Source organism: Kitasatospora sp. NPDC048715 (genome assembly GCF_043198905.1).
Classification (GTDB): Bacteria; Actinomycetota; Actinomycetes; order Streptomycetales; family Streptomycetaceae; genus Kitasatospora; species Kitasatospora lactacystinica.
In genome coordinates, this window is sequence record NZ_JBICVH010000018.1 from 175,163 (window position 1) to 201,374 (window position 26,212).

General features: G+C 75.4%; 26 protein-coding genes and 1 other RNA gene. 13 read left to right on the forward strand and 14 right to left on the reverse strand.

Annotated features, from left to right (window positions below; genetic code table 11):
* Window positions 1-52: 52 nt before the first annotated feature.
* Window positions 53-3,481: a BTAD domain-containing putative transcriptional regulator gene (locus ACGFSC_RS30845; protein WP_359896928.1), complete on the reverse strand. Its 3,429-nt coding sequence runs from the start codon at window positions 3,479-3,481 to the stop codon at window positions 53-55.
* Between the two features lie 195 nt (window positions 3,482-3,676).
* Between ACGFSC_RS30845 and ACGFSC_RS30850 the strand changes: the two genes are divergently transcribed.
* Window positions 3,677-4,492 carry a site-2 protease family protein gene (locus ACGFSC_RS30850; RefSeq protein ID WP_359896926.1) on the forward strand — a complete coding sequence of 272 codons (816 nt, stop codon included), beginning with the start codon at window positions 3,677-3,679 and terminating at the stop codon, window positions 4,490-4,492.
* 32 nt (window positions 4,493-4,524) lie between these two features.
* Here the strand turns inward: ACGFSC_RS30850 and ACGFSC_RS30855 are convergent, their stop codons facing one another.
* A complete protein-coding gene (locus ACGFSC_RS30855) occupies window positions 4,525-4,710 on the reverse strand; it encodes a hypothetical protein (protein WP_359896925.1) in 186 nt (61 codons plus the stop codon).
* A gap of 112 nt (window positions 4,711-4,822) precedes the next feature.
* Window positions 4,823-5,515, reverse strand: coding sequence for an NADPH-dependent F420 reductase (gene npdG, locus ACGFSC_RS30860; RefSeq protein WP_359896923.1), 693 nt, complete (start codon window positions 5,513-5,515; stop codon window positions 4,823-4,825).
* 47 nt (window positions 5,516-5,562) lie between these two features.
* Between npdG and ACGFSC_RS30865 the strand changes: the two genes are divergently transcribed.
* Entirely contained in the window at window positions 5,563-6,186 is a 624-nt protein-coding gene (locus ACGFSC_RS30865; protein ID WP_359896922.1) for a hypothetical protein, read from the forward strand.
* A gap of 95 nt (window positions 6,187-6,281) precedes the next feature.
* A complete protein-coding gene (locus ACGFSC_RS30870; RefSeq protein WP_359896921.1) occupies window positions 6,282-7,619 on the forward strand; it encodes an MFS transporter in 1,338 nt (445 codons plus the stop codon).
* Between the two features lie 17 nt (window positions 7,620-7,636).
* Here ACGFSC_RS30870 and ACGFSC_RS30875 read toward each other — a convergent pair whose 3' ends face one another.
* On the reverse strand, window positions 7,637-7,864 hold the full coding sequence (locus ACGFSC_RS30875; RefSeq protein ID WP_359896920.1) for a hypothetical protein: 228 nt from the start codon (window positions 7,862-7,864) through the stop codon (window positions 7,637-7,639).
* A 112-nt stretch (window positions 7,865-7,976) separates the two neighbouring features.
* Between ACGFSC_RS30875 and map the strand changes: the two genes are divergently transcribed.
* A complete protein-coding gene (gene map / locus ACGFSC_RS30880; RefSeq protein WP_359896918.1) occupies window positions 7,977-8,822 on the forward strand; it encodes a type I methionyl aminopeptidase in 846 nt (281 codons plus the stop codon).
* 42 nt (window positions 8,823-8,864) lie between these two features.
* On the opposite strand, the gene ACGFSC_RS30885 is transcribed toward map, so the two are convergent.
* Complete coding sequence (locus tag ACGFSC_RS30885) at window positions 8,865-9,560, reverse strand: bifunctional DNA primase/polymerase (RefSeq protein WP_359896917.1); 696 nt, start codon at window positions 9,558-9,560, stop codon at window positions 8,865-8,867.
* A 534-nt stretch (window positions 9,561-10,094) separates the two neighbouring features.
* Between ACGFSC_RS30885 and ACGFSC_RS30890 the strand changes: the two genes are divergently transcribed.
* A complete protein-coding gene (locus ACGFSC_RS30890; protein WP_359896915.1) occupies window positions 10,095-10,325 on the forward strand; it encodes a hypothetical protein in 231 nt (76 codons plus the stop codon).
* 81 nt (window positions 10,326-10,406) lie between these two features.
* Window positions 10,407-10,604, forward strand: a complete 198-nt coding sequence (locus ACGFSC_RS30895; RefSeq protein ID WP_359896913.1) for a hypothetical protein — start codon at window positions 10,407-10,409, stop codon at window positions 10,602-10,604.
* A 116-nt stretch (window positions 10,605-10,720) separates the two neighbouring features.
* Here the strand turns inward: ACGFSC_RS30895 and ACGFSC_RS30900 are convergent, their stop codons facing one another.
* Complete coding sequence (locus ACGFSC_RS30900) at window positions 10,721-11,398, reverse strand: PadR family transcriptional regulator (RefSeq protein ID WP_359896911.1); 678 nt, start codon at window positions 11,396-11,398, stop codon at window positions 10,721-10,723.
* A 171-nt stretch (window positions 11,399-11,569) separates the two neighbouring features.
* On the opposite strand from ACGFSC_RS30900, the gene ACGFSC_RS30905 reads away from it, so the two are divergent.
* Window positions 11,570-11,968, forward strand: coding sequence for an ACT domain-containing protein (locus ACGFSC_RS30905; RefSeq protein WP_359896909.1), 399 nt, complete (start codon window positions 11,570-11,572; stop codon window positions 11,966-11,968).
* A 101-nt stretch (window positions 11,969-12,069) separates the two neighbouring features.
* Window positions 12,070-12,327: a Prokaryotic metallothionein gene (locus tag ACGFSC_RS30910; protein ID WP_359896907.1), complete on the forward strand. Its 258-nt coding sequence runs from the start codon at window positions 12,070-12,072 to the stop codon at window positions 12,325-12,327.
* Window positions 12,328-12,366: 39 nt separating this feature from the next.
* On the opposite strand, the gene rnpB is transcribed toward ACGFSC_RS30910, so the two are convergent.
* From rnpB to ACGFSC_RS30930, 4 genes are all read right to left on the reverse strand, one after another.
* Window positions 12,367-12,764, reverse strand: an RNA gene (rnpB, locus tag ACGFSC_RS30915) — RNase P RNA component class A.
* Between the two features lie 13 nt (window positions 12,765-12,777).
* Window positions 12,778-14,259, reverse strand: coding sequence for a DHA2 family efflux MFS transporter permease subunit (locus tag ACGFSC_RS30920; RefSeq protein WP_359897128.1), 1,482 nt, complete (start codon window positions 14,257-14,259; stop codon window positions 12,778-12,780).
* A 170-nt stretch (window positions 14,260-14,429) separates the two neighbouring features.
* A complete protein-coding gene (locus ACGFSC_RS30925) occupies window positions 14,430-14,801 on the reverse strand; it encodes a type II toxin-antitoxin system death-on-curing family toxin (RefSeq protein WP_359896904.1) in 372 nt (123 codons plus the stop codon).
* Window positions 14,798-15,163: a hypothetical protein gene (locus tag ACGFSC_RS30930; protein ID WP_359896902.1), complete on the reverse strand. Its 366-nt coding sequence runs from the start codon at window positions 15,161-15,163 to the stop codon at window positions 14,798-14,800. Before ACGFSC_RS30930 ends, ACGFSC_RS30925 begins: the two co-directional genes overlap by 4 nt.
* 183 nt (window positions 15,164-15,346) lie before the next feature.
* On the opposite strand from ACGFSC_RS30930, the gene yaaA reads away from it, so the two are divergent.
* A complete protein-coding gene (gene yaaA, locus ACGFSC_RS30935; RefSeq protein ID WP_359897126.1) occupies window positions 15,347-16,132 on the forward strand; it encodes a peroxide stress protein YaaA in 786 nt (261 codons plus the stop codon).
* 20 nt (window positions 16,133-16,152) lie between these two features.
* Here yaaA and ACGFSC_RS30940 read toward each other — a convergent pair whose 3' ends face one another.
* Genes ACGFSC_RS30940 through ACGFSC_RS30950 form a run of 3 tightly spaced genes read right to left on the reverse strand, consistent with a single transcriptional unit; the run spans window position 16,153 to window position 18,894 of the window.
* Window positions 16,153-17,286, reverse strand: a complete 1,134-nt coding sequence (locus ACGFSC_RS30940) for a bifunctional RNase H/acid phosphatase (RefSeq protein WP_359896901.1) — start codon at window positions 17,284-17,286, stop codon at window positions 16,153-16,155.
* Window positions 17,287-17,290: 4 nt separating this feature from the next.
* Window positions 17,291-18,034, reverse strand: coding sequence for a C4-type zinc ribbon domain-containing protein (locus tag ACGFSC_RS30945; RefSeq protein WP_359896899.1), 744 nt, complete (start codon window positions 18,032-18,034; stop codon window positions 17,291-17,293).
* A 23-nt stretch (window positions 18,035-18,057) separates the two neighbouring features.
* Entirely contained in the window at window positions 18,058-18,894 is an 837-nt protein-coding gene (locus tag ACGFSC_RS30950; protein ID WP_359896898.1) for a Nif3-like dinuclear metal center hexameric protein, read from the reverse strand.
* A gap of 807 nt (window positions 18,895-19,701) precedes the next feature.
* Between ACGFSC_RS30950 and ACGFSC_RS30955 the strand changes: the two genes are divergently transcribed.
* The 3 genes from ACGFSC_RS30955 to ACGFSC_RS30965 all read left to right on the forward strand — a co-directional run bounded on the left by ACGFSC_RS30955 (window position 19,702) and on the right by ACGFSC_RS30965 (window position 23,272).
* The gene (locus tag ACGFSC_RS30955) at window positions 19,702-20,718 is read left to right on the forward strand and encodes a hypothetical protein (RefSeq protein ID WP_359896897.1); all 1,017 of its coding nucleotides are present in this window, start codon (window positions 19,702-19,704) and stop codon (window positions 20,716-20,718) included.
* Window positions 20,715-22,706, forward strand: a complete 1,992-nt coding sequence (locus tag ACGFSC_RS30960) for an alpha/beta fold hydrolase (protein ID WP_359896895.1) — start codon at window positions 20,715-20,717, stop codon at window positions 22,704-22,706. Before ACGFSC_RS30955 ends, ACGFSC_RS30960 begins: the two co-directional genes overlap by 4 nt.
* A 392-nt stretch (window positions 22,707-23,098) precedes the next feature.
* Entirely contained in the window at window positions 23,099-23,272 is a 174-nt protein-coding gene (locus tag ACGFSC_RS30965; protein WP_359896893.1) for a hypothetical protein, read from the forward strand.
* Between the two features lie 164 nt (window positions 23,273-23,436).
* On the opposite strand, the gene ACGFSC_RS30970 is transcribed toward ACGFSC_RS30965, so the two are convergent.
* On the reverse strand, window positions 23,437-24,519 hold the full coding sequence (locus ACGFSC_RS30970; protein WP_359896892.1) for an alcohol dehydrogenase catalytic domain-containing protein: 1,083 nt from the start codon (window positions 24,517-24,519) through the stop codon (window positions 23,437-23,439).
* 148 nt (window positions 24,520-24,667) lie between these two features.
* On the opposite strand from ACGFSC_RS30970, the gene ACGFSC_RS30975 reads away from it, so the two are divergent.
* Window positions 24,668-26,068 (forward strand): M48 family metallopeptidase, encoded by a 1,401-nt coding sequence (locus ACGFSC_RS30975; protein WP_359896890.1) that lies wholly within the window; start codon window positions 24,668-24,670, stop codon window positions 26,066-26,068.
* The last annotated feature ends 144 nt before the right edge of the window (window positions 26,069-26,212 follow it).

A 26,212-nucleotide genomic window follows, 5' to 3' on the forward strand; every position in this document is an offset into this window, starting at 1 on the left:
TGCGGGGCGTCCGCGGAGTCCGGGGAGCCCGGGGAGTCCGGGGAGTCCGGGGCTAGCCGATCAGCCCCTCCAGCAGCTCGAAGGCCTGCTCCTGGGACGTCCCGACCCCGCCGTCCCGGGCCTCCTCGTACTCGGCGTCGCCCATCAGCTCCCGCAGGACGGCCTCCGTGCGCGCCCGCTCGGACCGGTCCAGGTAGCCGCCCTTGGGGCCGTTCAGCCCGCCGTGCGCGCCGATCAGCACCGCCGCCGCCCGGGCCCGCTCCAGGTCCCCGTCGCGCCGGGCGAAGCTGCACAGCACCGCCGTCACCGCGGGCACCACCATGACCGTCATGTGCTCGGCGAAGCCGCTCGCCGCCGTCACCGCCCGCAGCTGCCGCCAGCCGTCGCGCAGCAGCTCGAACCCCGCCTCCGGATCGCCGGCCCGGGCCGTGATCCAGCCCCGGGCGCTCAGCAGCATCCCGGTCACCAGGCTCGGCGCGAAGCCGCCGACCCGGACCGTGTCCAGCTCGTCCAGCTCGGCCAGCGCCAGCTCGAACTCGCCGCGCTGGGCGTGCAGGCCGCAGAGCGTCAGGTGGCCGAACATCAGGGCCCCGGTGGTGGACTGGTTGAGGCCCGGGGTCTCGATCGAGGCCAGCGCCTCCCGGACGACCCGCTCGCCGCGGTCCATGTCGTGCTCCAGCAGGGCGGTGCCCAGGTTCACCCGCAGGATCGGCACCTCCAGCGGCGCCCCCAGCTCCTCGACCAGCCCGATCGCCCGCTCGTACGCCTCCGCGGCGGCCGCGGAATCGCCCCGGTTGGCCAGCGACTCGCCGTGCGCCGCCAGCGCCTGGGAGATCCCCCAGAGGTCGCCCGCCTGCTCGTACAGCTCCAGCGAGCGCTTGCCGTCCACGATGCTCTGCTCCGCGCCGCTCGGCCAGTCGTTCAGCATCCTGGCCCGCACCTGCAGGATGAACGCCAGGTCGCTCGGCCCGCCGTACCGCTCGCAGCCGAGCACGGCGTCGTCCAGCAGGTCCTTCATCACCTCCAGGCGGCCGGCCAGGAACGCGCCGAACACCCGCATCAGCGCCGGGAAACGGTAGGACTGCGGCAGGTCCGGGGTGTAGGCGTCCATCAGCCGCTGGGCGACCTCGACCGCCTCCGGGTCGCCGAGGACGTCCAGGTTGCCCTCGAACAGCCCGATCAGCCGGAACATCGCGAGCAGCCGGCGGGCCTCCTCGACCACCGGCGCGGACAGCGGCAGCTCGTACGCGAACACGCTGTGCTCCAGCGGCACCGCCCGCGGGGCGTCCGGGCCGAACGGGTCCGGGCCGAGCGCGCCGACCGCGGTGTACCAGGTGCGCGCCTCCATGCTGTAGCCGCGCAGCGACCAGTACCAGCTCATGCCGAGGGCGAGCAGCAGCGCCTGGTCCTCGTCCCGCAGGTCGATCGCCCGGCGCAGCGCCGCGCGGATGTTGTCCTGCTCGCGCTCCAGCACCGCCAGCCAGTGCAGCTGCCGGGGGCCGTGGATCTGCGCTTCCGCGACCGCGATCATGGTGCGGAAGTGCGCCAGGTGACGGGCCTCGGTGGCGGCGCGCTCGGCGGCGGACGCGGCCAGGCGCTCGGTCGCGTACTCGTGGATGGTCTCCAGCATCCGGTAGCGCGGCAGGCTGGCCCCGTCCAGGTCGGCCACCAGCAGGGACTTGTCGACCAGCGACAGCAGCAGGTCCGCGACGTCGCCGGTGGCCACCTCGACGCCGTCGGCGCAGACCGCCTCGGCGTCCTCCAGCTGCCAGCCGCCCGCGAACACCGCGAGCCGGCGCAGCACCGCCCGCTCCCGCTTGCCCAGCAGGTCCCAGCTCCAGTCCACCACCGCGCGCAGCGTCTGCTGGCGCGGCAGCAGGGTGCGGCTGCCCGCGGTGAGCAGCGCGAACCGGCCGTCCAGCCGGTCGGCTATCTGGCGCGCCGTCATCACCCGCAGCCGGGCGGCGGCCAGTTCGATGGCCAGCGGCAGTCCGTCCAGCCGGCGGCAGATCTCGGCGCAGGCCTCCGGGTCGCCCTGCGGGTCGAAGCCGGGACGGGCGGCGGCCGCGCGCTCGACGAACAGCCGCAGCGCGACCGGGTCGGGCAGCGGCTCCACCGGCAGCACCGTCTCCCCCGGCACTCCCAGCGGCTCGCGGCTGGTGGCGAGCACCGTCAGCCCGGGGCACTCGGCGAGCAGGACGTCGGCGAGGTCGGCGGCCGCCTGGATCAGGTGCTCGCAGTTGTCCAGGACGAGCAGCATCCGGCGGTGGCCGCAGTGCTCGACCAGCCGGCGCACCGGGTCCTCGGCCCGCTTCTCGATCACCTCGGCGACCATGCTGGTGCTGTGCAGCACGATCTCGCGCAGGCCGAGCGCCGAGACCACGGCGGCGGGCACCGCGTCCGGGCTCTCCAGCGGGGCGAGTTCGGCCACCCAGACGCCGTCCGGCCAGCCCCCGGCGGACTGCTCGGCGCGGCCGGCCTCGGTCGAGAGGCTGGTCTTGCCGGAGCCGCCGGGGCCGGTCAGGGTCACCAGCCGACGGTCCGTCAGCATCGCGCACAGCGCGGCGAGATCGTCCTCGCGGCCGACGAAGCTGGTCAGCCGGCCGCGCAGGTTGCCGCCGGGGCGCGGGAGTTGGGGCGCCGCGGGGGCGGAGGCGGTGACGGGGGCGGGATCCGGGTTCCGCTCCCCCTGGGCCGCCGGGGCCTTCGGGGTCGTCGGGGCCGTCGGGGCCGTCGGGGCCACCGGGCCCGTCAGCTCCGTCGGGTCCGTCGGAGCGAGCAACTCGGCGTACAGGGAACGGAGTCCGCGCCCCGGGTCGACGCCGAGCTCGTCGGCCAGGGCGCGCCTGGTCCGCTCGTAGTGGCGCAGCGCCTCGGCCGTCCGCCCGCTCTCGTGCAGCGCCCGGATCATCAGCAGCTGCAACGGCTCGTCCAGCGGCTGCCGTTCGCACAGCTCGGCCAGCTCGGCGATCAGCTCGGCGGCCCGGCCGAGGCCGAGGTCCGCGGTGATCCGGTGGCGCCGGGCCTCCTCGTGCTGGGCCTCCAGCCGGACGGCCGGGCCGGTGCGGTCCGGCAGGTCGGCGAGCGCGGGGCCGCGCCACAGGGCCAGGGCGGCGCACAGCCGCTCGGCCGCGAGCGCGTGGTCCCCGGCGTCCAGGGCGCGGCGGCCCTCACCGGTCAGCCGCTGGAAGTCGGCGAGGTCGGTGGCCGGGCCGGTCAGCCAGTACCCGGCCGGGCCGGAGCCGACCTCGTCCCGGCCGATGGTGCGGCGCAGCCGGCCGACCAGGGTCTGGAGCGCGGCGGAGGAGTCCTGCGGCGGCTCGGCCTCCCACACCTCGTCCACCAGCAGGTCGGCCGGCACCGGCCGGCCCTGCCGCAGGGCCAGGGCGGTGAGCAGGGCCCGCAGCCGGGCGCCGCCGATCGCTACCGGCGTGCCGTCGTCGTGGTGGGCCGTCGTCGTCCCGAGGATGCCGTAGTGCACCGCACCATTCTGGTCGATGCCCGGGGGAAGGGCCGCACAATTGTGCTGGGCCCCTCCCGGCCCCGGCACGTAGGGTGGAACGCCACCGCGCGCCCGGACGTTCACCCGGGACGGCTTGTCCGGTCACCGGCCCGCCCGGCATGATCGACCCGCCCGCGCCCGCCCGCCTTCCCCTCCCCACGGAGCACCCAGACCATGACCTTCGCCGCCACGCCGCGCTCCCGCAGCGAGGACCGCCGGATCAGCCCGGTGTTCTGGGCGCTCCTCGCCGTCCTCGGCACCTCCGGCTGGGCGGTGTACCAGGGTTACGGCAACGCCTCGTTCGGGGTGTTCCTGTTCGTGGTCGCGGGCTGGATGGTCTCCCTCTGCCTGCACGAGTACGCCCACGCGCGCACCGCGCTGCACGGCGGCGACATCACCGTCGGGGCCAAGGGCTACCTCACGCTCAACCCGCTGAAGTACGCCAACGTGCTGCTCAGCTTCGTGCTGCCGATCGTCTTCGTGATCCTCGGCGGCATCGGCCTGCCCGGCGGCTCGGTCTGGATCGAGCGGCACCGCGTCCAGGGCCGGCTCAAGCACAGCCTGATCTCGGCGGCCGGCCCGCTGGTCAACCTGCTCATCGCGGCGGCGCTGCTGATCCCGATCGGCGCGGGCTGGCTGGACGACCCGACCGTGCACGCGTTCTGGAACGGCTACGAGCTGACCATCTCGCCGTTCTCCGGCGCGCTGGGCTTCCTCGGCTTCCTCCAGCTGAGCGCCGCCGTGCTGAACCTGCTGCCGGTGCCCGGACTGGACGGCTACGGGATCGTCGAACCCTGGCTGTCCTACAAGACCCGGCGCGCGGTCGAGCCGTTCGCGCCGTACGGGATGCTCGCGGTGTTCGCGCTGCTGTGGCAGCCCCAGGTGAACCAGTTCTTCTTCGGGATCGTCCACGGCCTGATGAACCTGTTCGGCGTGGACCAGGACTACGCCACGCTCGGCCGGTACCTGTTCAGCTTCTGGAAGAACTAGCTCCTCCGGCGGACCGCGGGCGGGGCAGGGCCTCAGCCCTGCTCGGCGGCCGCCGCGGCGATCCGGGCCCGGCGGCGGTCCATCCACAGCACGTTGCTGGCCACGCCGGCCAGCGGCAGCCAGATCAGGCCCAGCCAGAAGCCCTGGACCAGCGAGACCACCAGGGCCACGAGCGCGAGGACGACGGCGGCCAGGGCGAAGAGGGACGTGCGAGGCATGGCGGGAGGCTCCTAGAACGGGTGCGGGCGGCCGGGTCACGGCCGCCACCCATTGTCGCCGACCTCACCTCCGGAGCCGGTCCAGGGGTGAGGTCGACACGGCCCGTGCCGGTCAGACGTCGGTGATCCGCAGGCCCGCGTGGGCCTTGTAGCGGCGGTTGACCGAGATCAGATTGGCGACCAGCGACTCCACCTGGTGGGCGTTGCGCAGCCGGCCCGCGTAGATGCCGCGCATCCCGGGGATGCGGCCGGCCAGGCCCCGCACGACGTCGGTGGCGTCCCGGTCGTCGCCGAGCACCATGACGTCGGTGTCGATGCTCTCCACCGACTCGTCCTGGAGCAGCACCGCCGAGAGGTGGTGGAACGCGGCGGTGACCCGGGAGTCCGGCAGCAGGGCGGCGGCCTGCTCGGCGGCGCTGCCCTCCTCCGGCTTCAGCGCGTACGCGCCCTGCTTGTCGAAGCCCAGCGGGTTGACGCAGTCGACGACGATCTTGCCCGTGAGCTCCTCGCGCAACGCGGTCAGGGTGGCGGCGTGGCCGTCCCACGGGACCGCGATGATCACCACGTCGCTCTCCCGGGCGACGGCGGCGTTGTCGGCGCCGCGCACGCCGAGGCCCAGCTCGGCCGCCGAGGCCTCCGCGCGGGCGGCGTCACGGGAGCCGATGAGCACCTGCTGGCCGGCCTTGGCCAGCCGCAGGGCCAGTCCCCGCCCCTGGTCGCCGGTGCCGCCGAGGACACCGACCACCAGCTGCGAGACGTCCGGCACCTCGTGGGCCGGGTTTGTCGCTGAATCGAGGGAAGTCATGGGCCGATCCTGCCAAATCCCCGGCCCGGCGGGACATCCTGGCCCGCATGGACGCGGTGAGAGTTTCGGCACTCCGGGAACGGCTGACGGGAACGGGCTGGCTGGAGGCGGTCGGCGGCTTCGCCGGGGCGCTGCGCCGCTCGGTGGAACGGCGCGGGGCGAGCGGGCTGCTGCTGGTCGGCACCGAGGCGTACGAGCCCTGGCACCTGGCCGCCCACCTGGACGACGAGGCCGCGTGGTCGGACGTCCCCCGGCTGGCGCCCACCCTGCTGCGGCACAGCCCGCCGGCCGGCGCCCCCGCCCACCTGCTGCACGACCTGCGACGGCTCACCGGGGCCGGGCGCGGCGACACCGTGCTGGTGGTGGTCCCGGAGGCGGCCGGCGCCCCGCTGCTGGAGCGGGTGCAGGACGCCCGGCGGCGCGGCGCGACCGTGCTCGCGCTGGACGGCGGCGCCCCGGCCGGGCCCGGGACGGCCGGCGGCCCCGGCGGCCTCGGCGAGCTCGCGCACGAGCGGCTGGCCGTCGGCACCGCCGCCGAGGGGCCCTTCGACCTCGCCCAGCACCTGGTCAGCGTCGCCGCCGGGCAGCGGACCCACCGCCGCTCCGTCCGGGACCGGCTCGCCCGACTCGCCGAACGGCTGACCTCGACGCCCGCGATCAGCCGCTGGTGAACCGGGCGCCCGAGCCGCCGGTGCGCGTGCTCCGACCGCCGACGGACCGAAAACCCTTTGCGGAAGCGGTGACCGCCGTCCGAGGATGACGGTTCGTGAACGTCGACGAACCCCCGCATCCCGCCGTGCCCGGGCGCGCCCGGAGGCTGCTGCGATCGCTGGCACCCGACCTGGCACCCTGGCGTGCCTCCCGCGACTTCCGCTACCTGTGGACCTCCGGCTGCGTCACCAGCTTCGGCGGCTTCCTGACCCTCGTCGCCGTACCGATGCAGATCAAGGAGCTCACCGGCTCCTCCTTCGCGGTCGGCCTGATCGGCGCCGTCGAACTCGTCCCGCTGATCGTCTTCGGTCTCTGGGGCGGCGCCCTCGCCGACGCCCTGGACCGCCGGAAGCTGGTGCTGCGGGCGGAGGTCGCGCTCGGCCTGCTGGCCGGGCTGCTGCTGGTCAACGCCCTGCTGCCGCACCCGCTGCTCTGGCCGATCTACCTGGTCGCCGCACTGGTCGCGGCCGCCGACGGCATCCAGCGCCCGGCACTGGACTCGCTCCTGCCCCGGCTCGTCCCGCACCAGCACCTGACCGCCGCGTTCGCCCTCAGGTCGCTGTACCACAACGCCGCTTCGGTGGCCGGTCCGGCGCTGGCCGGGGTCGTGGTGGCCTTCGCCGGGGTGCAGACCGCGTACGCGCTGGACGTCCTCACCTTCGCGGTCTCGCTGCTGCTGCTCGTCCGGATCAAGGCGGTGCCGCCGCCCACCGGCGCCGAACGGCCGTCCGTCCGGGCGGTGCTGACCGGCGTCCGCTACGCGTGGAGCCGCAAGGACCTGCTCGGCACCTACGCGATCGACCTCTGCGCCATGCTGTTCGCCTACCCGGTGGCCGTCTTCCCGTTCCTGGCCTCGGAGTTGGGGGCGGACTGGGCGCTCGGCCCGATGTACGCCGCCTCCGCCCTGGGCGCCCTGCTGGTCGGCGCCACCAGCGGCTGGACCTCCCGCGTCCACCGGCACGGGCGGCTGCTGGTGGCCGCCGCCGTCGGCTGGGGCGCGGCGATGGCGCTCGCCGGACTGACCGAGCACATCGGGCTGGTGCTGCTCGGCCTGGCGCTGGCCGGCGGCGCCGACGAGATCAGCGGGCTCGCCCGCTCGACCATGTGGAACCAGTCCATCCCCGACGAGTTGCGCGGGCGGATGGCCGGCGTCGAACTGCTCAGCTACTCCGTCGGCCCGCAGCTCGGCCAGGTCCGGGCCGGCACCATGGCCGGGCTGATCGGCGTGCGCGCCGCCGTCTGGGCCGGCGGTGTCGCCTGCGTGGTCGCCGTGCTCGCGGTCGCCGCCGCCCTCCCGAAGCTGCTCGGCTACGACGACCGCACCGACCCCCACGCCGCCGCCGTCCGCGCCGAGCACGAACGCACCGAACGGGAGGCCGCCCCGACGGCGTGACGAGCCCGCCGGGCGGGCTATTCGGCGTCGTCCTTCGGCTTGTCGCTCCAGCGCGGGTCGTTCTGCCACTCGCGGTTGCGCTCGTCGGCGATGCGCAGTGCCTGGGCGGCCTCCTCGGGGGTGGCGTACGGGCCCAGGCGGTCCTTCGCCGGGCACTCCGGGCCCTCTTCGACCTTGTTGTGCTTGATGCAGTAGAACCACTCGCCGGGTTTGCCGGTCGGCTTGCGGTTGAATCCGAGGGGCATGGCGCTCTCCCGTTCAGAAGGCCAGAAGGATGGGTCGGTACCGATCATTCCCCGCCCCGGCCCGGGCCGCACACCCCCCGGGGCCCCGGGGACCGGCGACTAGACTCGCGGCATGGCTCTCGTACCCGGCATCCAGTCCCCCACCCGCAAGGTCCCGGCGCACATCGCGCGCCCCGAGTACGTCGGCAAGTCCGCGCCGACGCCGTACACCGGGCCCGAGGTGCAGACCGCCGAGACGATCGAGAAGATGCGGATCGCGAGCGGGATCGCCGCCCGGGCGATGGAGGAGGCGGCCAAGCTGATCGCCCCCGGCGTCACCACCGACGCGCTGGACGCCGTCGCCCACGCCTACATGTGCGACCACGGCGCCTACCCGTCCGACCTCGGCTACCGGGGCTTCCCCAAGTCCGTCTGCACCTCGATCAACGAGGTGATCTGCCACGGCATCCCGGACTCGACGGTGCTCCAGGACGGCGACATCGTCAACATCGACGCCACCGCGTACATCCACGGGGTGCACGGCGACCTCAACGCCACCTACCTGGTCGGTGACGTGGACGAGGAGTCCCGGCTGCTGGTCGAGCGCACCCGGGAATCCCTCGCCCGGGCGATCAAGGCGGTCAAGCCGGGTCGTCAGATCAACGTCATCGGGCGGGTCATCGAGTCCTACGCCAAGCGCTTCGGGTACGGCGTGGTGCGGGACTTCACCGGACACGGCATCAACACGTCGTTCCACTCCGGCCTGATCATCCCGCACTACGACAGCGAGCGGGCCACCGAGGTGATCAAGCCGGGCATGACCTTCACCATCGAGCCGATGCTGACCCTGGGCACCTACGACTACGAGATCTGGGAGGACGGCTGGACGGTCGTCACCAAGGACCGCAAGCGCACCGCCCAGTTCGAGCACACCCTGGTGGTCACGGCGGACGGCGCGGAGATCCTCACCCTGCCGTGACCGGGGCACGGCCGGCGTGACCCGCGCCGCCCGGTGGGCGCCCTAGCCGATCAGCCACTGCTCCTCGGCGACGGCGCCCACCTCGGTGCAGGCGTCGGTGAGCACGTCCAGTACCCGCAGCGGGTCCGGCAGCGGCTGCTCGGGCCCGCGCAGCCACCTCACGTGGGAGCCGTCCGGCAGCGCGGCCGGCGGCAGCAGGGTGTACGAGCCGCGGCAGTGCCAGCGCAGGCCGGGGTGCTCGGACATGGTGTCCGGGGTGGAGTCGAGCGCACTCGGCCACCACTCGTCCTCGTCCTGGGGGGTGCCGCGGGTGGCGGTGAAGAACAGGTAGCGGTCCTCGCCGACGGCGGCGACCGGGCCCTCGACGCCCAGTGCGGTCAGCCGCTCCAGCGCCAGCCGGCCGGCCTCCGCCGGGACGTCCAGCACGTCGTGCACCCGGCCGGTGGCGGTGATGAAGTTGGCCTGCGGGTCGCGGGCGAGCCAGCGGGAGAGCTGCTCGGGGTCGGTGGTGGCCTGGGTCTGCCAGGCGAAGGAGACCGGGTGCTGGGCGGGGGCCGGGCAGGCCACCCGGTCGCAGGAGCACCGGTAGCCGGCCGGGTGGGCGGCGGGCGCGAGCGGGAATCCGGCGCGCGCGGCGCCGAGCAGCTGATCGAGTCCGGCGGCCGGGTCGTCGGCGCCCCCCGCCCGCTGGCGTTCACGCTTCTGCCACCAGGTCGTCCACCTGCTGCCGGCTTCCATCGGGCCCCTTCCGCGCAACTGCCGTGCCTGGTGCGACACAGCGTTCGACGTACCACTCGACGCAACGCACGGCGCCCCCGACTGCTTCCCGGGGTGCTCGGCCCTGACGTCCGCGCCCTGTCGGCCGTGGACCGGGGTCACCGGGCGGCCGACGCCCGGGTCACGGTACGCAGTCGCGGCAGCACGCTGTCCGCGCCAAATCGGCCGGAGGGCGCGCGGATTCGCGCCTCGCCCGGCCCGTACGGGCCCGCTGACCCGGGTGGACCCCGAGGGCGTAACAGGAAGGATAAGGGTGCGGAGGGCCTCCGGATGACCGGGGGCGGTGCCTCTCCGGTCACACTCGCGGTGACGCCCACGGGCGCACCCCGGGCACACTCCCGGCACGCCGCCCGCACGCGACGTCCCGCCCGCCCTCCCGTCCGGGAGCCCCCGGTCGTCCCGGCGCTCCCCCGCAGGCACCCCGTCCGGCGCCCCGGGCACGGCCCCGGCCCTGGTCCCGGTCCCGGTCCGGCGCGGAGGTGAGACCCTGGGGGGATGAAGAGCGCGGACACCGAATTCGTCGGCGGGCCCCTGGACGGGACGATCCTGCCCATCCCCCTGGGGCCGATGCTCGGCGTGCCCAAGAAGTACAAGGTTCCGGTCCCCGCGCACGGCGAGGCCGCCGCGCGCACACTGGTGTACGTCCGGAGCAAGCAGGTTCGGGGCCTGAGCTGGTTCTGGCGCTACGAGTACGACGAGGCGGCCACCGTCCGCGCCTCCGGCTGACGGGCCGCGCGCTTCGCCGTCGCCCTGCGTTGCTCCGTGTTGCCCTGCGTTGCCCTTCGTTCGCCTCCCGGGGAGGTCGGCATGGCGAGGACGGTACGGCACCCGAGGAGCCGCTCCCGGGCGGTGGAGCACCACAACCGGCAGGTCGCGGGCGTCACCGGGGTGCTGCTCCTGGTGGTGTGCCTCTACAGCGTGGCCATCGGGCCGAACGCCTGGCTCTGGTTCGGCTGGGCGGTGCTGCTGCTGGTGTCCGTGGCGCTGTTCACGGTCCGGCCGTGAAGGCCGTGAGCGCCCGAGGCCCATGAACCCCGCGAGGCCCGTACGGCCCTCCCCCGGACCGCCCGGGCAGCGGCACCGCCCGCCCCCTTCTCCCGCGGGTTCTTCCCCCGGGCCGGTCAGTCGTCCTCGGCGAGGATGAGGTACAGCTTCTTGCGGGCCTCGGTCAGTACGGTCAGGCCCTTGGCGCGCTGCGCCTCGGTGCCGGTGGCCATGACCTGCCGGATCGCCTGGTCGACGGCGGCGAGTGCCTGGCCGACCTCCTGGACGGCCTCCCAGTCGACCTCCCGGCCAGCCTCCGCCCACGGTTCGGCCGGCCCGGCGTCGGCCTCGGCCCGGCCCGCGTCGGTGAGCGAGACCAGCCGCTTGCCGCCGACCTCCTGCGCGGTGATCAGGCCCTCCTCCTCCAGCAGCTGGAGGTTGGGGTAGATCGATCCCGGGCTGGGCCGCCAGGCCCCTCCGGTCCGCTCGGTGATCTCGGCGATCATCTCGTAGCCGTGCATCGGCCGCTCCTTGAGCAGCGCCAGCAGCGAGGCCCGGACGTCACCGCGCCGGGCCCGGCCTCCGCGCCGGCCGTGCGGACCTCCGCGCCGGCCGCCGTGGCCGCCGAAGCCGTGCCCGAACGGGCCGCCCATCGGCCGGCCGGGGCCGCCGCCGCCGAACGGCGGGCCGAACCCGCCGAACGCCTCCCGGCCCTCGACGCCCTCCCCGGGCATCCCCCGGAACTCGGGGCCCGGGCCGCGGCGCCGGCCGCCGCCCGGGCCGCCTCCGCGCGGGCCTTCCCAGCGGAATCGCATTCCTTGACCTTCCGAGCGCATCGCGCCCACCTCCGTCTCCACGGTTCGACGAGGCAGTCGAGTTACTGTCTCGATAGCTCGACGATATATCGGTGACTGTCGCTCGTCAACGGATTTCGACACGCCCACGGAGCACGACGCATCCCCCGTCCAGCCGCTACGGTGGCGGGCATGGCCGCAGAACGAGACCTCGCGACGCTGCTGCGCGCAATGAGCCCGCAGCTCAACCCGGGGCGGTACGTCTACTGCACGCTCCCCGCCCGGGTGCCCGCCGGCATGCGGCCGGTGGTGACCGTCGCCGAACCCGAGGGGGTGACGATGGTGGTCGCCCAGGAGGAGGCGGACGCGCTCGGGCTGCGCTACGAGTACGTGGCGGCCTGGATCACCCTGCGGATCCACTCGGCGCTGGAGGCCGTCGGGCTGACCGCCGCGGTGTCCGGCCGGCTCGCCGAGGAGGGCATCAGCTGCAACGTGGTGGCCGGTTTCCACCACGACCACCTGTTCGTCGCCGCCGACGACGCCGACCGCGCCGTCCGCGCCCTGGAGGACCTCTCCGCCCGCTCCGCCTGAGCCCCCGCCGCTCGCCCCGGGTGGCCGCCGCCGACCGGGCCTTCGACACTGGGAGTCGAGCCGCCCCGCCGGGACGGCCCCACCGGAAGGAGACGGCCGCCATGGCCATCTGCGTCACCTGCGGCAACGACTACTGGCTGGCCTTCGAGATCAAGACGGTCACCGGCGACACCTACACCTTCGACAGCTTCGAGTGCGCGATGGAGAAGCTCGCCCCGCGCTGCGAACAGTGCGACGTGCGCATCGTCGGCCACGGCGTCGAAGTCGCCGGCATGTTCTTCTGCTGCGCCAACTGCGCCCGCGTCAACGGCGGCCTCGGCGACCAGATCCGCGACGCCGTCGGCGCCCGCCCCGCCTGACCCGGCGGGGCCCCGCCGGACGGCGGGGAGGGAAAGGGGCGGAAGAGTCGGCCTGTACGCCGGGTTCTGTCTCCCGGGTTGCTTGCGCGGCCCGGGGAGGCGGCCATCCATCTAGGGCTGCCGTTGCCGACAGCCTCGTGCGGTCCACCCGCGGACTCGGGCGAGCAGCCTTCAAACGTCCGCGCACGGTGCCCGAGGGCACCGATCTTGACCTTGCTCCAGGTGGGGTTTACCTAGCCGGCCGGGTCACCCCGGTCGCTGGTGGTCTCTTACACCACCGTTTCACCCTTACCCACCACGAAAAGCGGTGGGCGGTCTGTTTTCTGTGGCACTGTCCCGCGGGTCACCCCGGGTGGGCGTTACCCACCACCCTGCTCTGTGGAGCCCGGACGTTCCTCGGCGGGTCTGGGACCCGTCGCGACCGCCCGGCCGGCTCTTCCGCCGTAGTGGTCATGGTAGCCGCTCGGGCGGCGCCTCCCGTACACCGGACCGGACGGCCGGCGGCTCGGCGCCGAGGCGGGCGGCCACCCGGGCGGCCGTCGCGCTCGCCCAGGCCGTGGTGGTGACCAGGCCCAGGACGAGGACGGCGCCGCCGAGGCCGACCAGGATCCACCAGCCGGCGTGGCTGGCCCGGGCGAAGCCGGTCGCGACCGGCCCGACCACGGCCGAGGCGACGACCGTGCCGATCACCGCCACGCCCAGCGACTGGCCGATCTGACGGCTGGTCGAGGCGACCGCGGCCGCCACGCCCGCCTGGGCGCGCGGCATGCCGGACACCGCGGCGTTGGTGATCGGCGCGTTGACCATGCCGAAGCCGAAGCCGAACAGCCCGTACGCGGCCAGCAGCAGGGCGGGCGGGGAGTCGGCGGCGAGCCGGGTCAGCAGCAGCCCGCTCGCGGCGAGGCCGAGACCGGCCGCGACCAGCGGCAGGCGCGGGCCCCGGCTCGCGACGATCCGCCCGGACAGCGGCGCGCAGACCAGCATCATCCCGGCCATCGGGAGCGTCCACAGGCCGGCCTCGACCGGGCCGTAGTGGCGGACGTCCTGGAGGTAGAGGGTGTTGAGGAAGAGGAAGCCGCCGAGCGCGGCGAAGGCGCAGACCGCGGTGACGGTGGCGCCGGTGAACGGCGCGCTGGCGAAGAACCGGGGGTCCACCAGCGGCTCGGCCACCCGGCGCTCCCAGAGCGGGAAGGCGATCAGCGCGGCCCCGGCGGTGGAGGCCAGCGCGAGGATCAGCGGGGACGTCCAGCCGTTGGCCGGCCCCTCGATGATCGCGGCGGTGCCGCAGCCGAGCAGCACGATCATCAGCAGCTGCCCGACCGGGTCCAGCCGGCGCGGCCGGGGCGCCCGGGACTCGGGCACGAAGCGGGCGGTCAGCGCGATGGCGGCGAGCGCCACCGGGACGTTGATCAGGAAGATCGACGGCCAGCCCGCGCCGTCCACCAGGAAGCCGCCGAGCAGCGGGCCGAGCGCCATCGAGATGCCGACCACGCCGCCCCAGACACCGATCGCCCGGGCCCGCTCCTTCGGGTCGGTGAAGGTGTTGGTGATGATCGACATCGCCACCGGGTTGAGCATCGAACCGCCCACCGCCTGGAGCGCCCGGAACGCCACCAGCCAGCCCAGGCTCGTCGCCTGGCTGCACAGCAGCGAGCCGAGCGCGAAGCAGACCAGCCCGGTCTGGAACACCCGGCGGCGACCGAAGCGGTCGGCCACCGAGCCGAACAGCATCAGCAGCGAGGCCAGCACCAGGGTGTAGGCGTCGATGATCCACTGCAGCCCGGACGCCGGGGCGCCCAGGTCCCGCTGGATCACCGGCAGGGCGATGTTCACCACGGTGTTGTCGAGGCCGACGATGAACAGGCTCAGGCAGCAGATCGCCAGGACGAGCAGACGGCGGCGGGGGCCGGGCGCGGGCCCGGGGGCAGGCACGGGCGCGGCGGCGGCGCGGGGCTGGGGGGCGGGCACGGACCGATCCTCCCACCGCGGGGCGGCCCGGGGCGGGTTGGCGGCGCGTCCGGGTGGCGCGTCCGGGTGGCGACGCCCGGGCCTCGCCGCCCCCGGCCGGAGGGGGTGGCACGGCCCGGCGGCCCCGGCGGGGCTCAGCGCCCCAGCAGGGACTTCAGGTCCTTGGCGGCGAGCGCGACCGCGTCGTCGTAGCCCCCGGTGGCGAGCCGGAGCATGAAGGCCACGGCGTCGTCCGGGTGCGGGTCGGTGTACGGCTCGCCGTTGTAGTCCAGGAACAGCAGCATCGCCTCGAAGGCGGTGCGCTTGTTGCGGTCGATCAGGGGGTGGTTGCGGGCCAGGCTCTGGCCGAGGGCCGCCGCCTTGGACCAGAGGTCCGGGTAGGCGTCCTCGCCGAACAGGCTCGCCTGCGGGCGGGCGATCGCCGAGAGCAGGCCGCCGAGGTCGCGGACGGTCTCCGGACCGCCGGCGAGGTAGGTGACGTCGTCGAGGTCCAGGTACTCGGTCACAGGTCCTTGAGCCTCTCCAGCGTCTCCGCGTTGGCGGTGCGGATCCGGGCCACCATGGCCGCCCGGCGCTCGGCCCTGCTCTCCCGACCGGCCTCCCGACCGGCCTCCGGAGCGGTCGGCCCGGTGAGCGCCCTGGGGACGTCGGACTGGCGGACCTCGAAGGCGAGTTCGGCGGTGTCCGCGCCGTCCGGCGCCCCGGTCACCCGCACCCGCCCGGCCATCACCGCCTGCGCGGCCGCCCGCAGCGCGAACTCCAGCGCGGTCCGGGTCTCGGCCGGCAGGCCGGCGGGCAGGCGCACGGACAGGGACTCCTCCACGGCGTCGTCGTCGCCGGGCACCAGGTCCAGGGGTCGCAGGGTCATCGCACTCACTCTCCTCGCCGCTCACCGTACTGGTGAACGCCCGGGTGCCCCACCGAATTGCCGGCCGCGCCCGCCCGCCCGCTGCGGGGCCGGGGCAAGGGGGCGGTCGCGAGGGCGGGGTCCGTACGGCGGGCGCAGTAGGGTTGCGGGGTTCGTGTGCCACAGATCGTCGAGGAGTCCGCTGTGCTGGTGCTGTTGCCGCCCTCGGAGGGCAAGGCCGGATCCGGGGACGGCGGGCCGGTGGCGCTGGAGCGGCTGTCGCTGCCCGGGCTGACGGCGGCGCGCGGCGCGGTACTGGACGCGCTGGTGCGCCTGTGCCGGGGCGACGAGGACACCGCCGCCGAGGTGCTCGGTCTCTCCCCCGGCCTGCGCGGCGAGATCGCCAAGAACGCCGGACTGCCGACGGCCGGGGCCCGCCCGGCGGGCGAGGTGTACACCGGGGTGCTGTTCGACAACCTCGGCCTGGCCACCCTGGACGCCGCCGCGTACGACCGGGCCGAGCGCTCGCTGCTGGTCTTCTCCGGCCTCTGGGGCGCCGTGCGGATCTCCGACCGGATCCCGTCCTACCGCTGCTCGATGGGCGTGAAGCTCCCGGAGCTGGGGGCGCTCGGCACGTACTGGCGGAGCGTGACGGCCCCCGTGCTCCCGGAGGTCGCGGACGGGCTGGTGCTGGACCTGCGCAGCTCCGCGTACGCGGCGGCGTGGAAGCCGGCCGGCGAGGTGGCCTCCCGGACCGCGACCGTCCGGGTGCTCCAGGAGCGCGACGGCAAGCGCACCGTGGTCAGCCACTTCAACAAGGCGACCAAGGGCCGGATCGTCCGGGACCTGCTGCTCGCCGGGGCCGAGCCGAAGACCCCCGGCGAGCTGATGGACGCGCTGCTGGAGCTGGGCCACCAGGTCGAGCTCGCGGCGGAGGGCACGGCGCGCAAGCCGTGGCAGCTGGACGTGGTGGTCACGGACGTGCACTGAGCACGTCCGTGACCGGCCGGTCAGCGCAGGTGCGAGGTGTCGTTGAGCAGCCGCAGCGAGGCGTTGCCGTCCGCGTAGTACTGGACGGCGCAGATCGAGGCGGCGGACAGCTCCATCCGGTACATGGAGTCCGGCGGGGCGCCGAGCGCCAGCCGGACCAGGGTCTTGATCGGGCTGACGTGCGAGACCACCAGGACCGTCTTCCCCGCGTACCGGGCGAGGATCTTGTCCCGGGCGACGCCGGCCCGGTGGGTGAGCGTGGTGAAGCTCTCGCCGCTGCCGGTCGGCCTGGCCTTGGCGGAGCCGAGCCAGGCGGTCAGGTCGTCCGGGTACCGCTCCCGCACCTCGGCGAAGGTCAGGCCCTCCCAGTCGCCGAAGTCGACCTCGCGCAGCCCGTCCTCGTACCGGACCTCCAGGCCGAGCCGGGCGGCGACGGTCTCGGCGGTCTGCCGGGTGCGGCGCATCGGGGAGGCGACGACCGCCTGGACGCTGCCGCGCGCGGCCAGCGCCTCGGCGGCCCGCTCGGCCTGCCAGCGGCCCTTGTCGGAGAGCTCCGGGTCGCTGCCGCCGCTGCCGGAGAAGCGCTTCTCCGGGGTGAGCGGGGTCTCGCCGTGGCGCAGCAGGACGAAGGTGGTGGGGGTGCCGAGGTCGGCCGGGGCCGCCCAGCCGGCCTTGGGCGCGGCGGTCTCCAGCGGGGGTTCCTCGACGGCGGCCGCCGGCTTGCGGGGCTCCCACTGGCGCCCGGCCTTGCCCGCGTCCATCGCCTCGTTGGCCAGCCGGTCGGCGTCCTTGTTCCGCTCGCGCGGGATCCAGGTGTACGTGACCCGGGCGCGCGGGAAGACGGTGCGCGCCTCGGCGGCGAGCGGCTGCATGTCGGGGTGCTTGATCTTCCAGCGCCCGGACATCTGCTCGACGACCAGCTTGGAGTCCATCCGGACGTCCACCGAGGCGTCCGGGTCCAGCTCGCGGGCCGCCTTGAGCCCGGCGATCAGGCCCTTGTACTCGGCCACGTTGTTGGTGGCGTGGCCGATGAACTCGGCGGCCTCGGCGACGATCTGCCCGGTGTCCCCGTCACGGACCACCGCGCCGTAGCCGGCCGGCCCCGGGTTGCCCCGGGACCCGCCGTCAGCCTCGACGACGAAACGCGCCGCCACCGGCTCAGACGCCCGAGTCGGAGGTGCGGACCAGGATCCGCGAGCAGTTCTCGCAACGGACCACCTTGTCGGCCGGCTCGGCCTTGATGGCGTTCAGCTCGGTGATGGAGAACTCGGTGCGGCAGCCCTCGCAGCGGCGCTGGTAGAGGCGGGCCGCGCCGACGCCGCCCTGGGTCTCGCGCAGCTTGGCGTACACCTTCAGCAGGTCGGCGGGGATGACGGTGGCGACGGTCTCGCGGTCGCGCTTGACCTTGTCGGCCTCGCCGTCGATCTCGGCGAAGGAGGCGTCGCGGCGGCCCTCGGCCTCCTTGAGCACGATGGTGGAGTGCTCCAGGCGGGCGGACAGCTCCTCGACCCGGGTGTTGGCGCTCTCCTGGCGCTCCATGATCTCCAGCACGACCTCCTCCAGGTCGCCCTGGCGCTTGGCGAGCGAGCCGATCTCGTGCTGGAGGTTCTCCAGGTCCTTCGGCGAGGTGATCGCGCCGGAGTCCAGGCGCTGCTGGTTGCGGGCGGCACGGGAGCGGACCTGCTCGACGTCCTGCTCGGCCTTGGTCAGCTCGCGGGCGGTGTCGCCCCTCTGGGCCTCGGCGGCGACGACGAGGTCCTTGAGCGCGGTGTGGTCGGCGGTGGCCTTGTCGATCTCGGCGTGCTCGGGCAGGCTCCGGCGCCGGTGGGCCAGCTGGTCGAGCTTCGAGTCGATGGCCTGGAGGTCGAGCAGGCGGATCTGGTCGGCGGGCGCGGCGTTCAAGCGGAGAGCTCCTGTGAATCGGGTCAGGCGGTGAAGGACATGGGGGCGTGCGCGGTCCACGGGTCGGTGACCCGGTGGGAGACCTTGGTCTCCACGGCCCAGCCGCGCTTGTCGGCGACGGCCAGCAGGGCCCGCTCGGCCAGGGTGAGCCAGGGCCACTCGGTGGCCCAGTGGGCGGCGTCGAGCAGCGCGACGGGCGCCGCCTCGGCGGCCTCGGAGGCCGGGTGGTGACGCAGGTCGGCGGTCAGGTAGGCGTCCACGCCGGCCGCCCGGACGTCGGCGAAGAGGCTGTCGCCCGAGCCGCCGCACACCGCGACCCGGCTGACCAGCCGGTTCGGGTCGCCGGAGACGCGGACGCCGGCGGCGGTGGCGGGCAGGCCCTTCGCCACCTGCGCGGCGAAGGCGGAGAGGGGCAGCGGGGGCTCCAGCAGGCCGATCCGGCCGGTGCCGCGGCGGCCCAGCGGGTCGGTCGGGTCCGGTACCAGCGGGCCGGTGACCCGCAGGCCCACCGCCTCGGCGAGCGCGTCCGAGACGCCGGGGTCGGCGTGGTCGGCGTTGGTGTGGGCGACGTGCAGGGCGATGCCGTTGGTGATCAGCGTGTGCACCACCCGGCCCTTGAAGGTGGTGGCGGCGACGCTGGTGGTGCCGCGCAGGTAGAGGGGGTGGTGGGTGACCACGAGGTCGGCGCCCCACTGCACGGCCTCGTCGACGACCGCCTGGACGGGGTCGACGGCGAAGAGCACGCGGTTGACCTCGGCCTGAGGGTCCCCGCAGACCAGGCCGACGGCGTCCCAGGACTCCGCCCACTGCGGCGGGTAGACCTCTTCGAGCGCGGTGATGACGTCGGACAGTTTCGGCACCTGTCGAGACTACCGTGCGCGCGGGCGCGGTCGGGCCTCGGCCGTTCGGCGGGCTGCCGGGGGAGTCGCGGCGGCTGTTCGGACGCGGGAGCTGTGGGCGTACGGGTGCGCGTCAATCTGTGACGGGAGGCGCCCGGCGGGGCCCGCGCGCTCCGTACGCGGCCGCGCGCCGGGCGCCCGTTACTCACAGCAGGGTTCTCGTACGAATTCGAAACCACGCCTTGATCACCCTTACGAGTGAAGTGACCGGCTCTGCGTTGAGGCTTCGGCCGGCTCGAAAGTAACTTCACTCCTGCGAACGGGAGTTGCACCGGCGGCAGCCACGACCCGGAGTCGGGCGGATGCCGCGCGGGCCGGACGGGATCCGGGTGAGCACTCCCGTGCCGGGGCGGCACCGCCGCCCCCTCCGGGGAAACCGATCGGGCCGGGCCGCCGCCCCGGGTGCCGCGAGCAGTGGGCACCCGGCGCGGCGGCGGAGACGAAGGGATGTGGTGGCGAATGAGGGCGGGCACATCGCTGCGTGCGGCCGGGGACAGGGGATCGGTGGAGCGCGGACCGGATGCGGCGGGTTCGTGGCCGGAGACGACACGGGCGGCACTGACCGGTGCCGGAGGCCGGGGAGGCGGCGGTGACCGGGACGTCACCGCCGGCGGCTTCCGGCGCGCGGCCAGGCCGCCCGTGTCCTCGCCGCGCGTTCCTGCCCCTTCTCCCGGCGCCGCCCCTTCCGGCAAGGCGCTTCCCTCCGCGCCTGCCCCTTCCTCCGCTTCCGCCGCGGCCCCTTCGGCCGGGGCGAAGCGCCGGGGCGGGGTGCTGCTGGCCGGGCGGTACGCGCTGACCGCCGCCGTCCGGCACGACGCGGAGGGCGGGGTGTTCCTCGGCCGGGAGGTGTCGAGCGGTGCCGAGGTCGTGGTCAAGCAGGCCCGGGCGCACACGGGGGTGGACCGGGCCGGCACCGACGCCCGCGACGCGCTGCGGCACGAGGCCGCGCTGCTCGCCCGACTGGCGGGGCAGGGCCTGGCGCCGCTCGCCGTCGAACTGATCGAGCAGGAGGACTCCGTCTTCCTGGTGCAGGAACGAATCGCCGGGCAGCCCCTGGACGACTGGGTGGCCGCGCGGCTGCGGCGCGACGGCCGCCCCGACGTCGACTGGGCCGAGGCCGGGCCGGTGGCGCACGGACTGCTCGATCTGGTCGAACAGGTGCACGCCCAGAGGCTGGTGCTGCGCGACCTCTCCCCCGGCAACGTCATGGTCCGCCCGGACGGCACGCTGCGGCTGGCCCACCTCGAACTCGCCGCCGAAACCGGACGCCCCGCGGGCTCGGCCGGCGCCCCCGGCTACCGCGCCCCCGAGCACGGGCCCGGCCGGCTCGCCGCCGCCGACCGCGGCCGCGTCGCCGATCCGGCCGTCGACCTGTACGCCCTCGGCGGACTCCTCTTCCTACTGGCCACCGGCCACGACCCGCTGCTGTCCGAGGACCTCCCGCGGGCCCGCCCGGTCGCCGAACGCCTCGGCCGCTGGCTCGCCCTCGCGGCCAGGACCGGCGGGACGGCCCGTCGGCTGGCGCCGGCGATCCTCGGGCTGCGCGCCGAGCATCCGCGGCAGCGGTGGGGAGTGGCCCGGGTGCGGGCGGCGCTGCGCGACGACCTCCTGGTGCCCCCGGACGGGACCGGGGCCCGCCGCGCTGCCGGCTACGGCACCGGCGCGGCAGGCCCGCCGGCCTTCCGGCCGCGGCTGCGCCACGGCGGCCCCCGGCTCCGGCCGGACACGACAGGCCCGTCCGGCGCCGCGCGCCCGGCCGGCACCACCGGGGTGAGCGGAGCATGAACGTGGCCACCCGGACCGTGACCCAGGCCCTGCGCCGGCTGAACTTCGCCTTCGCCGCCGACGGCAGCCACGCCGCCTGCCTCGCCTCCTCGGCCGACAGCGGCTGGTACGTGGAGAGCTGGCGGCTTCCGCAGGACGGCGGGCCGGCCGCGCCGACCGCACTGGCACTGCCCGGCAACCGCTCGGAGAGCCTGCGCTCGCAGCTGGTCGCCCTGCCGGACGGCTCGGTGCTGATCTGTCGGCACGACGGCGACCGGCACGACCTGTCCCGCCTGACGCCGGGCGAAAGCTCCGCCGTGGAAGAGCGGTCGGGTGCGCTCAGGATGGCCGGACTGCGGGCGCTGCCGCTCCCGGCGGCGGCCGGGGCCGGGCCGCGGACGCCGGTGGCGGTCGCCCTCGGCAGCGACACCCGCCCGGCGACCACCGCCTGGCTGGTGCGGACGGACGGCAGCGAGCCCGAACAGGTCGCCGAGATCCCCGGGTTGCACGGCGGCGGCACCTGGCTCGACCGTACGGGCACACTGCTCGCGCTGGACCGGGTGAACGACGGCCTGGTCCGCAGCGTGGTGCTCGACCTGCGCACCGGCCGCACCACCCCGCTGCTGGAGATCGGCCCGCACAGCAACGACCGCCTCGTCCTGTTCGACCCGGAAAGCCGGTTCGCGATGGTGCGCAGCGACGCGCCCGGCACCGACCGGCTCGGCTGGGGCCTCCTCGGCACCGGGGAGCCGCTGCGGTTCCCGGAGTGCCTGCACGTCGCGGGCATGCTCCTGCGGCCGGTGGCCCTGCGGGTGGCGGCGGACGGCCCCCGGGTCGCGGTGCAGATCGACCACGGCGCGGGCTCGACACTCGCGCTGTGGCGGCCCGCCACCGGACGACTGGACCCGCTGCCGGCGCCGCCCGGGCGACTCGGCGCGGTCGGCCACTGGGGCGAGGCCGGGCTTCGGCTGCCGTACTCCTCGCCCGACCGTCCGACGGCGCTGGCCACCCTGGACGTCGACGCGCTGCTGGCGCACGGCCCGCTCCCGGCCGCCTCCGCCCCGGTACCGCTGCCGCTTCAACTCGCGCCGCTGGCCTCGGGGTTGCCCGGCCCGTGGCGGGACACCGTCCTGCCCTGGCAGCCCGGCGGGATGCGCCCGGTACGGACCACACCGCCCGGCTGGCGGCTGGACGGCAGCACCCCACCCGGCGACGGCGGCGGCTGGCAGCCCGCGCAGAGCCTCGAACTGGCGGGCCCGGCAGGCCCGTTGGAGGCCGTGGTGTACGGCGGGGACAGCTGGCTGAGCAGCCCGCACCTGGTGCTGGCGCTGCACGGCGGCCCGGCGGACGCCTGGCGGCTGGAGTTCGACCCGGCGCTGCAGCGGATGGCCGCCGAGGGCCTGGCGGTGGTCGCGCCCAACCAGCGCGGCTCCACCGGCTACGGCGTGGCGCACGCGCTGGCCATCCGGGGCGCCTGGGGCGGCCCCGACCTGGACGACGTCCTGTACCTGCTGGACGGCATCGCCGGCCAGCGCGCCGCCCTGGGCCTGGAGCCGCCCGCCCTCTTCGGGGTCAGCTACGGCGCCTTCCTCGCGCTGCTGGCGGCCGCGCACGCGCCGGCCGGGCAGGTCGCCCGCTGCGCGGTGGTCGCACCGTTCCTGTCCGGCGCCCGGCTGCTGGCCGAAGCGGCGCCCCCCGTGGGGGCGTTGGCCACCCGCCTGGGCGGTGGCGAGCCGATCTCCGACGCCCGCGGACCGCGCGACGTCCTGCAACTCGCACACCGGCTGAGCGCGCCGCTGCTGATGGTGCACGGCAACCGGGACGAGGTCGTGCCGGTGAGCCAGTCCCGGTCGCTGCGGCACGAACTGCTGCGGATCGGCCGGGTCGAGGGCGAGGACTTCCGGTACGTCGAGGCGGCGGGCTCCGGGCACGAGGTGCTCGCCGACGAGGGCGCCGCCGTCCTGCACGAGTTGCTGGCCACGTTCCTGCGGACCGGCCGTCCGGGCTGATCCGCCCTCCGCCCGCCGAAGATCACGAACTCCCGGACCTTCCCGGACCCTCCCGCACGGCCGGGCGGCCCCGACGCCGCGCTGGGCGATCCGAGTGAACTGCGCAGGTGAGCGCGGGCCGTCGGCCCGGCCCGGCGACCTCCGGGCACCGCCCCCGGTCCACCGCGAGCCGGTGCGCCGCCGGCCCGGCCCCGGGCCCCGGACCAGCACGGGACTCGCGTCAGGATCTCGATAGGATCTCGCCCGTCCCGGCCGTTATGGTGGCCGGGGCACGGGCCGTGATCACCGGCTACGGGCGCGTACCGAGCACCCGATCGGGGACCCGACCGTGCGCCACCGGCGCCGGCCGGGCGCCGATGACCCGCACCCTCCGCACGGAAAAGACGAATCTCATGTCCGACACCCTCACCGACACCACCGGACCCGCGGTTACCGGGACCGACGCCGACGAGAAGACGGCCAAGGACGCCGGGTCGCACGGCCGCCACCGCGGTGGCTCCGCCGACGACGACAGCCCGGAGACCGACCCGCACGGCCGCCACCGCGCGGCCGGCGCGCGGGGCTGACCGCACCACCACCAGGGCGTCGGCACCAAGGGCACCGCGCAGCAGCACCGCACGGCGGTGCCGCGCCCGAGGGCCCGCCGGGAGAGCACGGACTCCCCCGGCGGGCCCTCGCTCTTCCCCGGGCCCCGCCCGGCCGTCCCCGCGTCCCGCCCCCGGCCCGGCCCTCAGTCCATCGTGACGACCGTCCGCAGCGCCTCGCCGCTGCGCATCTGCGCGATCGCCTCGTTGACGTCCGCGAGCCCCACCCGGTGGGTGACCATCCCGTCGAGGTCGATCCGCCCGGCCCGCCAGAGGTCCACGACCAGCCCGATGGTGCGCGTCACCGTCGCCCCGCCGTACAGCGAGGGCAGCAGGCGCTTCTCGTTGAAGAACAGCTCGCCCATGGTGAACTGCGCGAGGTCGTCCTGCGCGCCCGCGCCGATGACCACCACCGCGCCGCCGCGCCGGGCGGCCTCGTAGCCGGCCCGGACGGTGGCCGCGCGGCCGACCGCCTCGAAGACGTAGTCGAAGCCGCCGCCGGGCAGCTTCTTGGCCGCCGCCTTCAGTTCCTCGGGCGCGATCGCCTCGGTGGCGCCGAAGGCCAGGGCGCGCTCGCGGCGCGAGGCCACCGGGTCGACGACGGTGATCCGGCCGGCGCCGCAGACCCGGGCGCCCTGCACGGTGGCCACGCCGACCCCGCCCGCCCCGATCACCGCGACGGAGGCGCCGGGCTCGACCCGGGCGGTGTTCACGGCGGCGCCGATGCCCGTGGTCACTCCGCAGCCGATCAGCGCGGCGGCCTCGTAGGGGAGGTCGGCGGGCACCTTGATGACGGCGTTCGCCGCGACCACGACCTCCTCGGCGAAGGCCCCGGTGCCGTAGAAGCCTGAGGCGTTCAGCTCGCCCTCGGCGATCCGGAAGCCCGGGGCGCCGAGGCCGCGCAGGCTGGCGATGCACAGGTGGCCGCGGTCCTGGCGGCAGTGGTCGCAGCGGCCGCACGGGGCCATCCAGCAGAGCACCACCCGGTCACCGGCGGCGAGGCCGGTGACGCCCTCGCCCACCTCCACCACGTCCCCGGCGCCCTCGTGCCCGGGGACGAACGGCGCGGGCTGCGGCAGCACGCCGCTCATCGCGGAGAGGTCCGAGTGGCAGAGGCTGGCGGCGCGCATCCGGACCCGTACGGTGCCCGGCCCGAAGCCCACGGCCGTCACGTCCTCGCGGACGTCGAGGGTCTCCTGGCCGGTCTTGTGCAGGACGGCTGCGCGCATGGTGCTGCTCCCGGGGTGCCTGGTGTTCCTCGGATCGGCGGTCGCGCCGATTCTGGCACGGGCGGCGCGGCGCGACGAGAACGCGTTCCACAACAAGCGGCCGGCGGAACTGTGCGGATCCACTGTCCTTCCACCACCGGAACACGCCATGATCACCACCGTGTCGATACCCCCGCAGACGTCCCCACCGACGTCCCCACCGACGTCCCCACTGACGTCGCCGCCGATCTCCGCCGAGCCGGCCGCCCACGGCGGGCCCTGCCCCCGCTGCGACGCCGCGCTGACCGCCGACCGGCGCTTCACCGCCTGGTGCCCGGCCTGCGACTGGAACCTGTCCCCCGGTCAGGACGGCACCGCCGCGCCCACCCGGCGCGAGCGGGCGGCGGCCGACCGCACCGACCGGCTGTTCGAGGAGCAGGCCGCGGGCGGCGACTCCCCCACCGCCCGCCGCGACTGGCTGCTGGCCTCCGCCGCCGCCGTTCCGATCCACCTGGTCACCGTCGGCCTGTTCTTCCTGGCGCTCTGGCTGCTCGTCACCGGGAACACGGTGCAGCGCTGCGCGGGCGCGGTGGCGCTGGTGATCGCGGTCGCGCTGCGCCCCCGGCTCGGCCGCTTGCCGCGCGAGAACGTCCTCGACCGGGCCTCGGCTCCGGCGCTGTACGGGCTGGCGGACCGGGTTGCCGCCGAGCTCGGTGCCGCGCCGGTGGCCGCCATCCAGGTCACCGACGAGTTCAACGCCTCCTACGGGCTGGTGGGGCTGCGCCGCCGTCCCGTCCTCCGGCTGGGTCTGCCGCTCTGGGAGGTGCTGGACGACCGGCAGCGGATCGCCCTGCTCGGCCACGAGTTCGGCCATCACGTCAACGGCGACCACCGGCGCTCGTTCTGGCTGCACAGCGCGATCGTGGCGCTCGCGGCCTGGTACGACATGGTCCGGCCCGACCGTCCGGGCCGCCGGCCCGGCGACGAGGTCTCGCTGCTGATCCGGATCGGCGCGATGGTCGGCGCGGTCGCCCTGCGGGCCGTCGCCTGGCTGCTGCTCCAGGGCCTGTACCTGTTCGACCGGCTCACCTCCCGCGCCGGACAGCAGGCCGAGTACCGAGCGGACGCCCTCGCCGTCCGGGTCGGCGGCAGCGAGGCGGCCGGTGGCATGCTCTCGACCTTCCTGCTGTTCGGCCCGGTGTGCACGGCCGTGGACCGGATCCGCGCCGAGGAGCGCCGGCGTCCCCGGACGGTCCGCCGCGGCCGGGGCCGGACGGCCGAGCAGCCGGAGCCGCCGAAGCCGCCCGCCCCGGACCTGCTCTGGGAGCGCCTGCGCGAGCACCTCGGCTCCGTCCCCGCCACCGAGCGCGAGCGCCTGCTGCGGCTCAGCGCCCGTGACCGCGTCGCCGTGGACTCCACCCACCCGCCGACCCATCTGCGGATCGCGCTGGTCGAGCGCGCGGAGGCCCGGCCGGCCGCCGTCACCGCCGCCCCCGCCGAGGCCGGGGCGATCGCCGCCGAGCTGGCCCCGCACCGCGGCCGGATCGCCGCCGAGCTGCTCGCCGGTTGAGCACCGGACGGGCACTGGGCGGGCACCGACTGCTCGCGGGCCGGGCACCGTGAGCCCGCGCGGCCCCGGCCGCCCCGGCCGCCCCGGCGCCGTCGCCGCCGCTACCGTCGAGTAGGGTCCGTGCACGTCCGCCCGCGTCCCGAC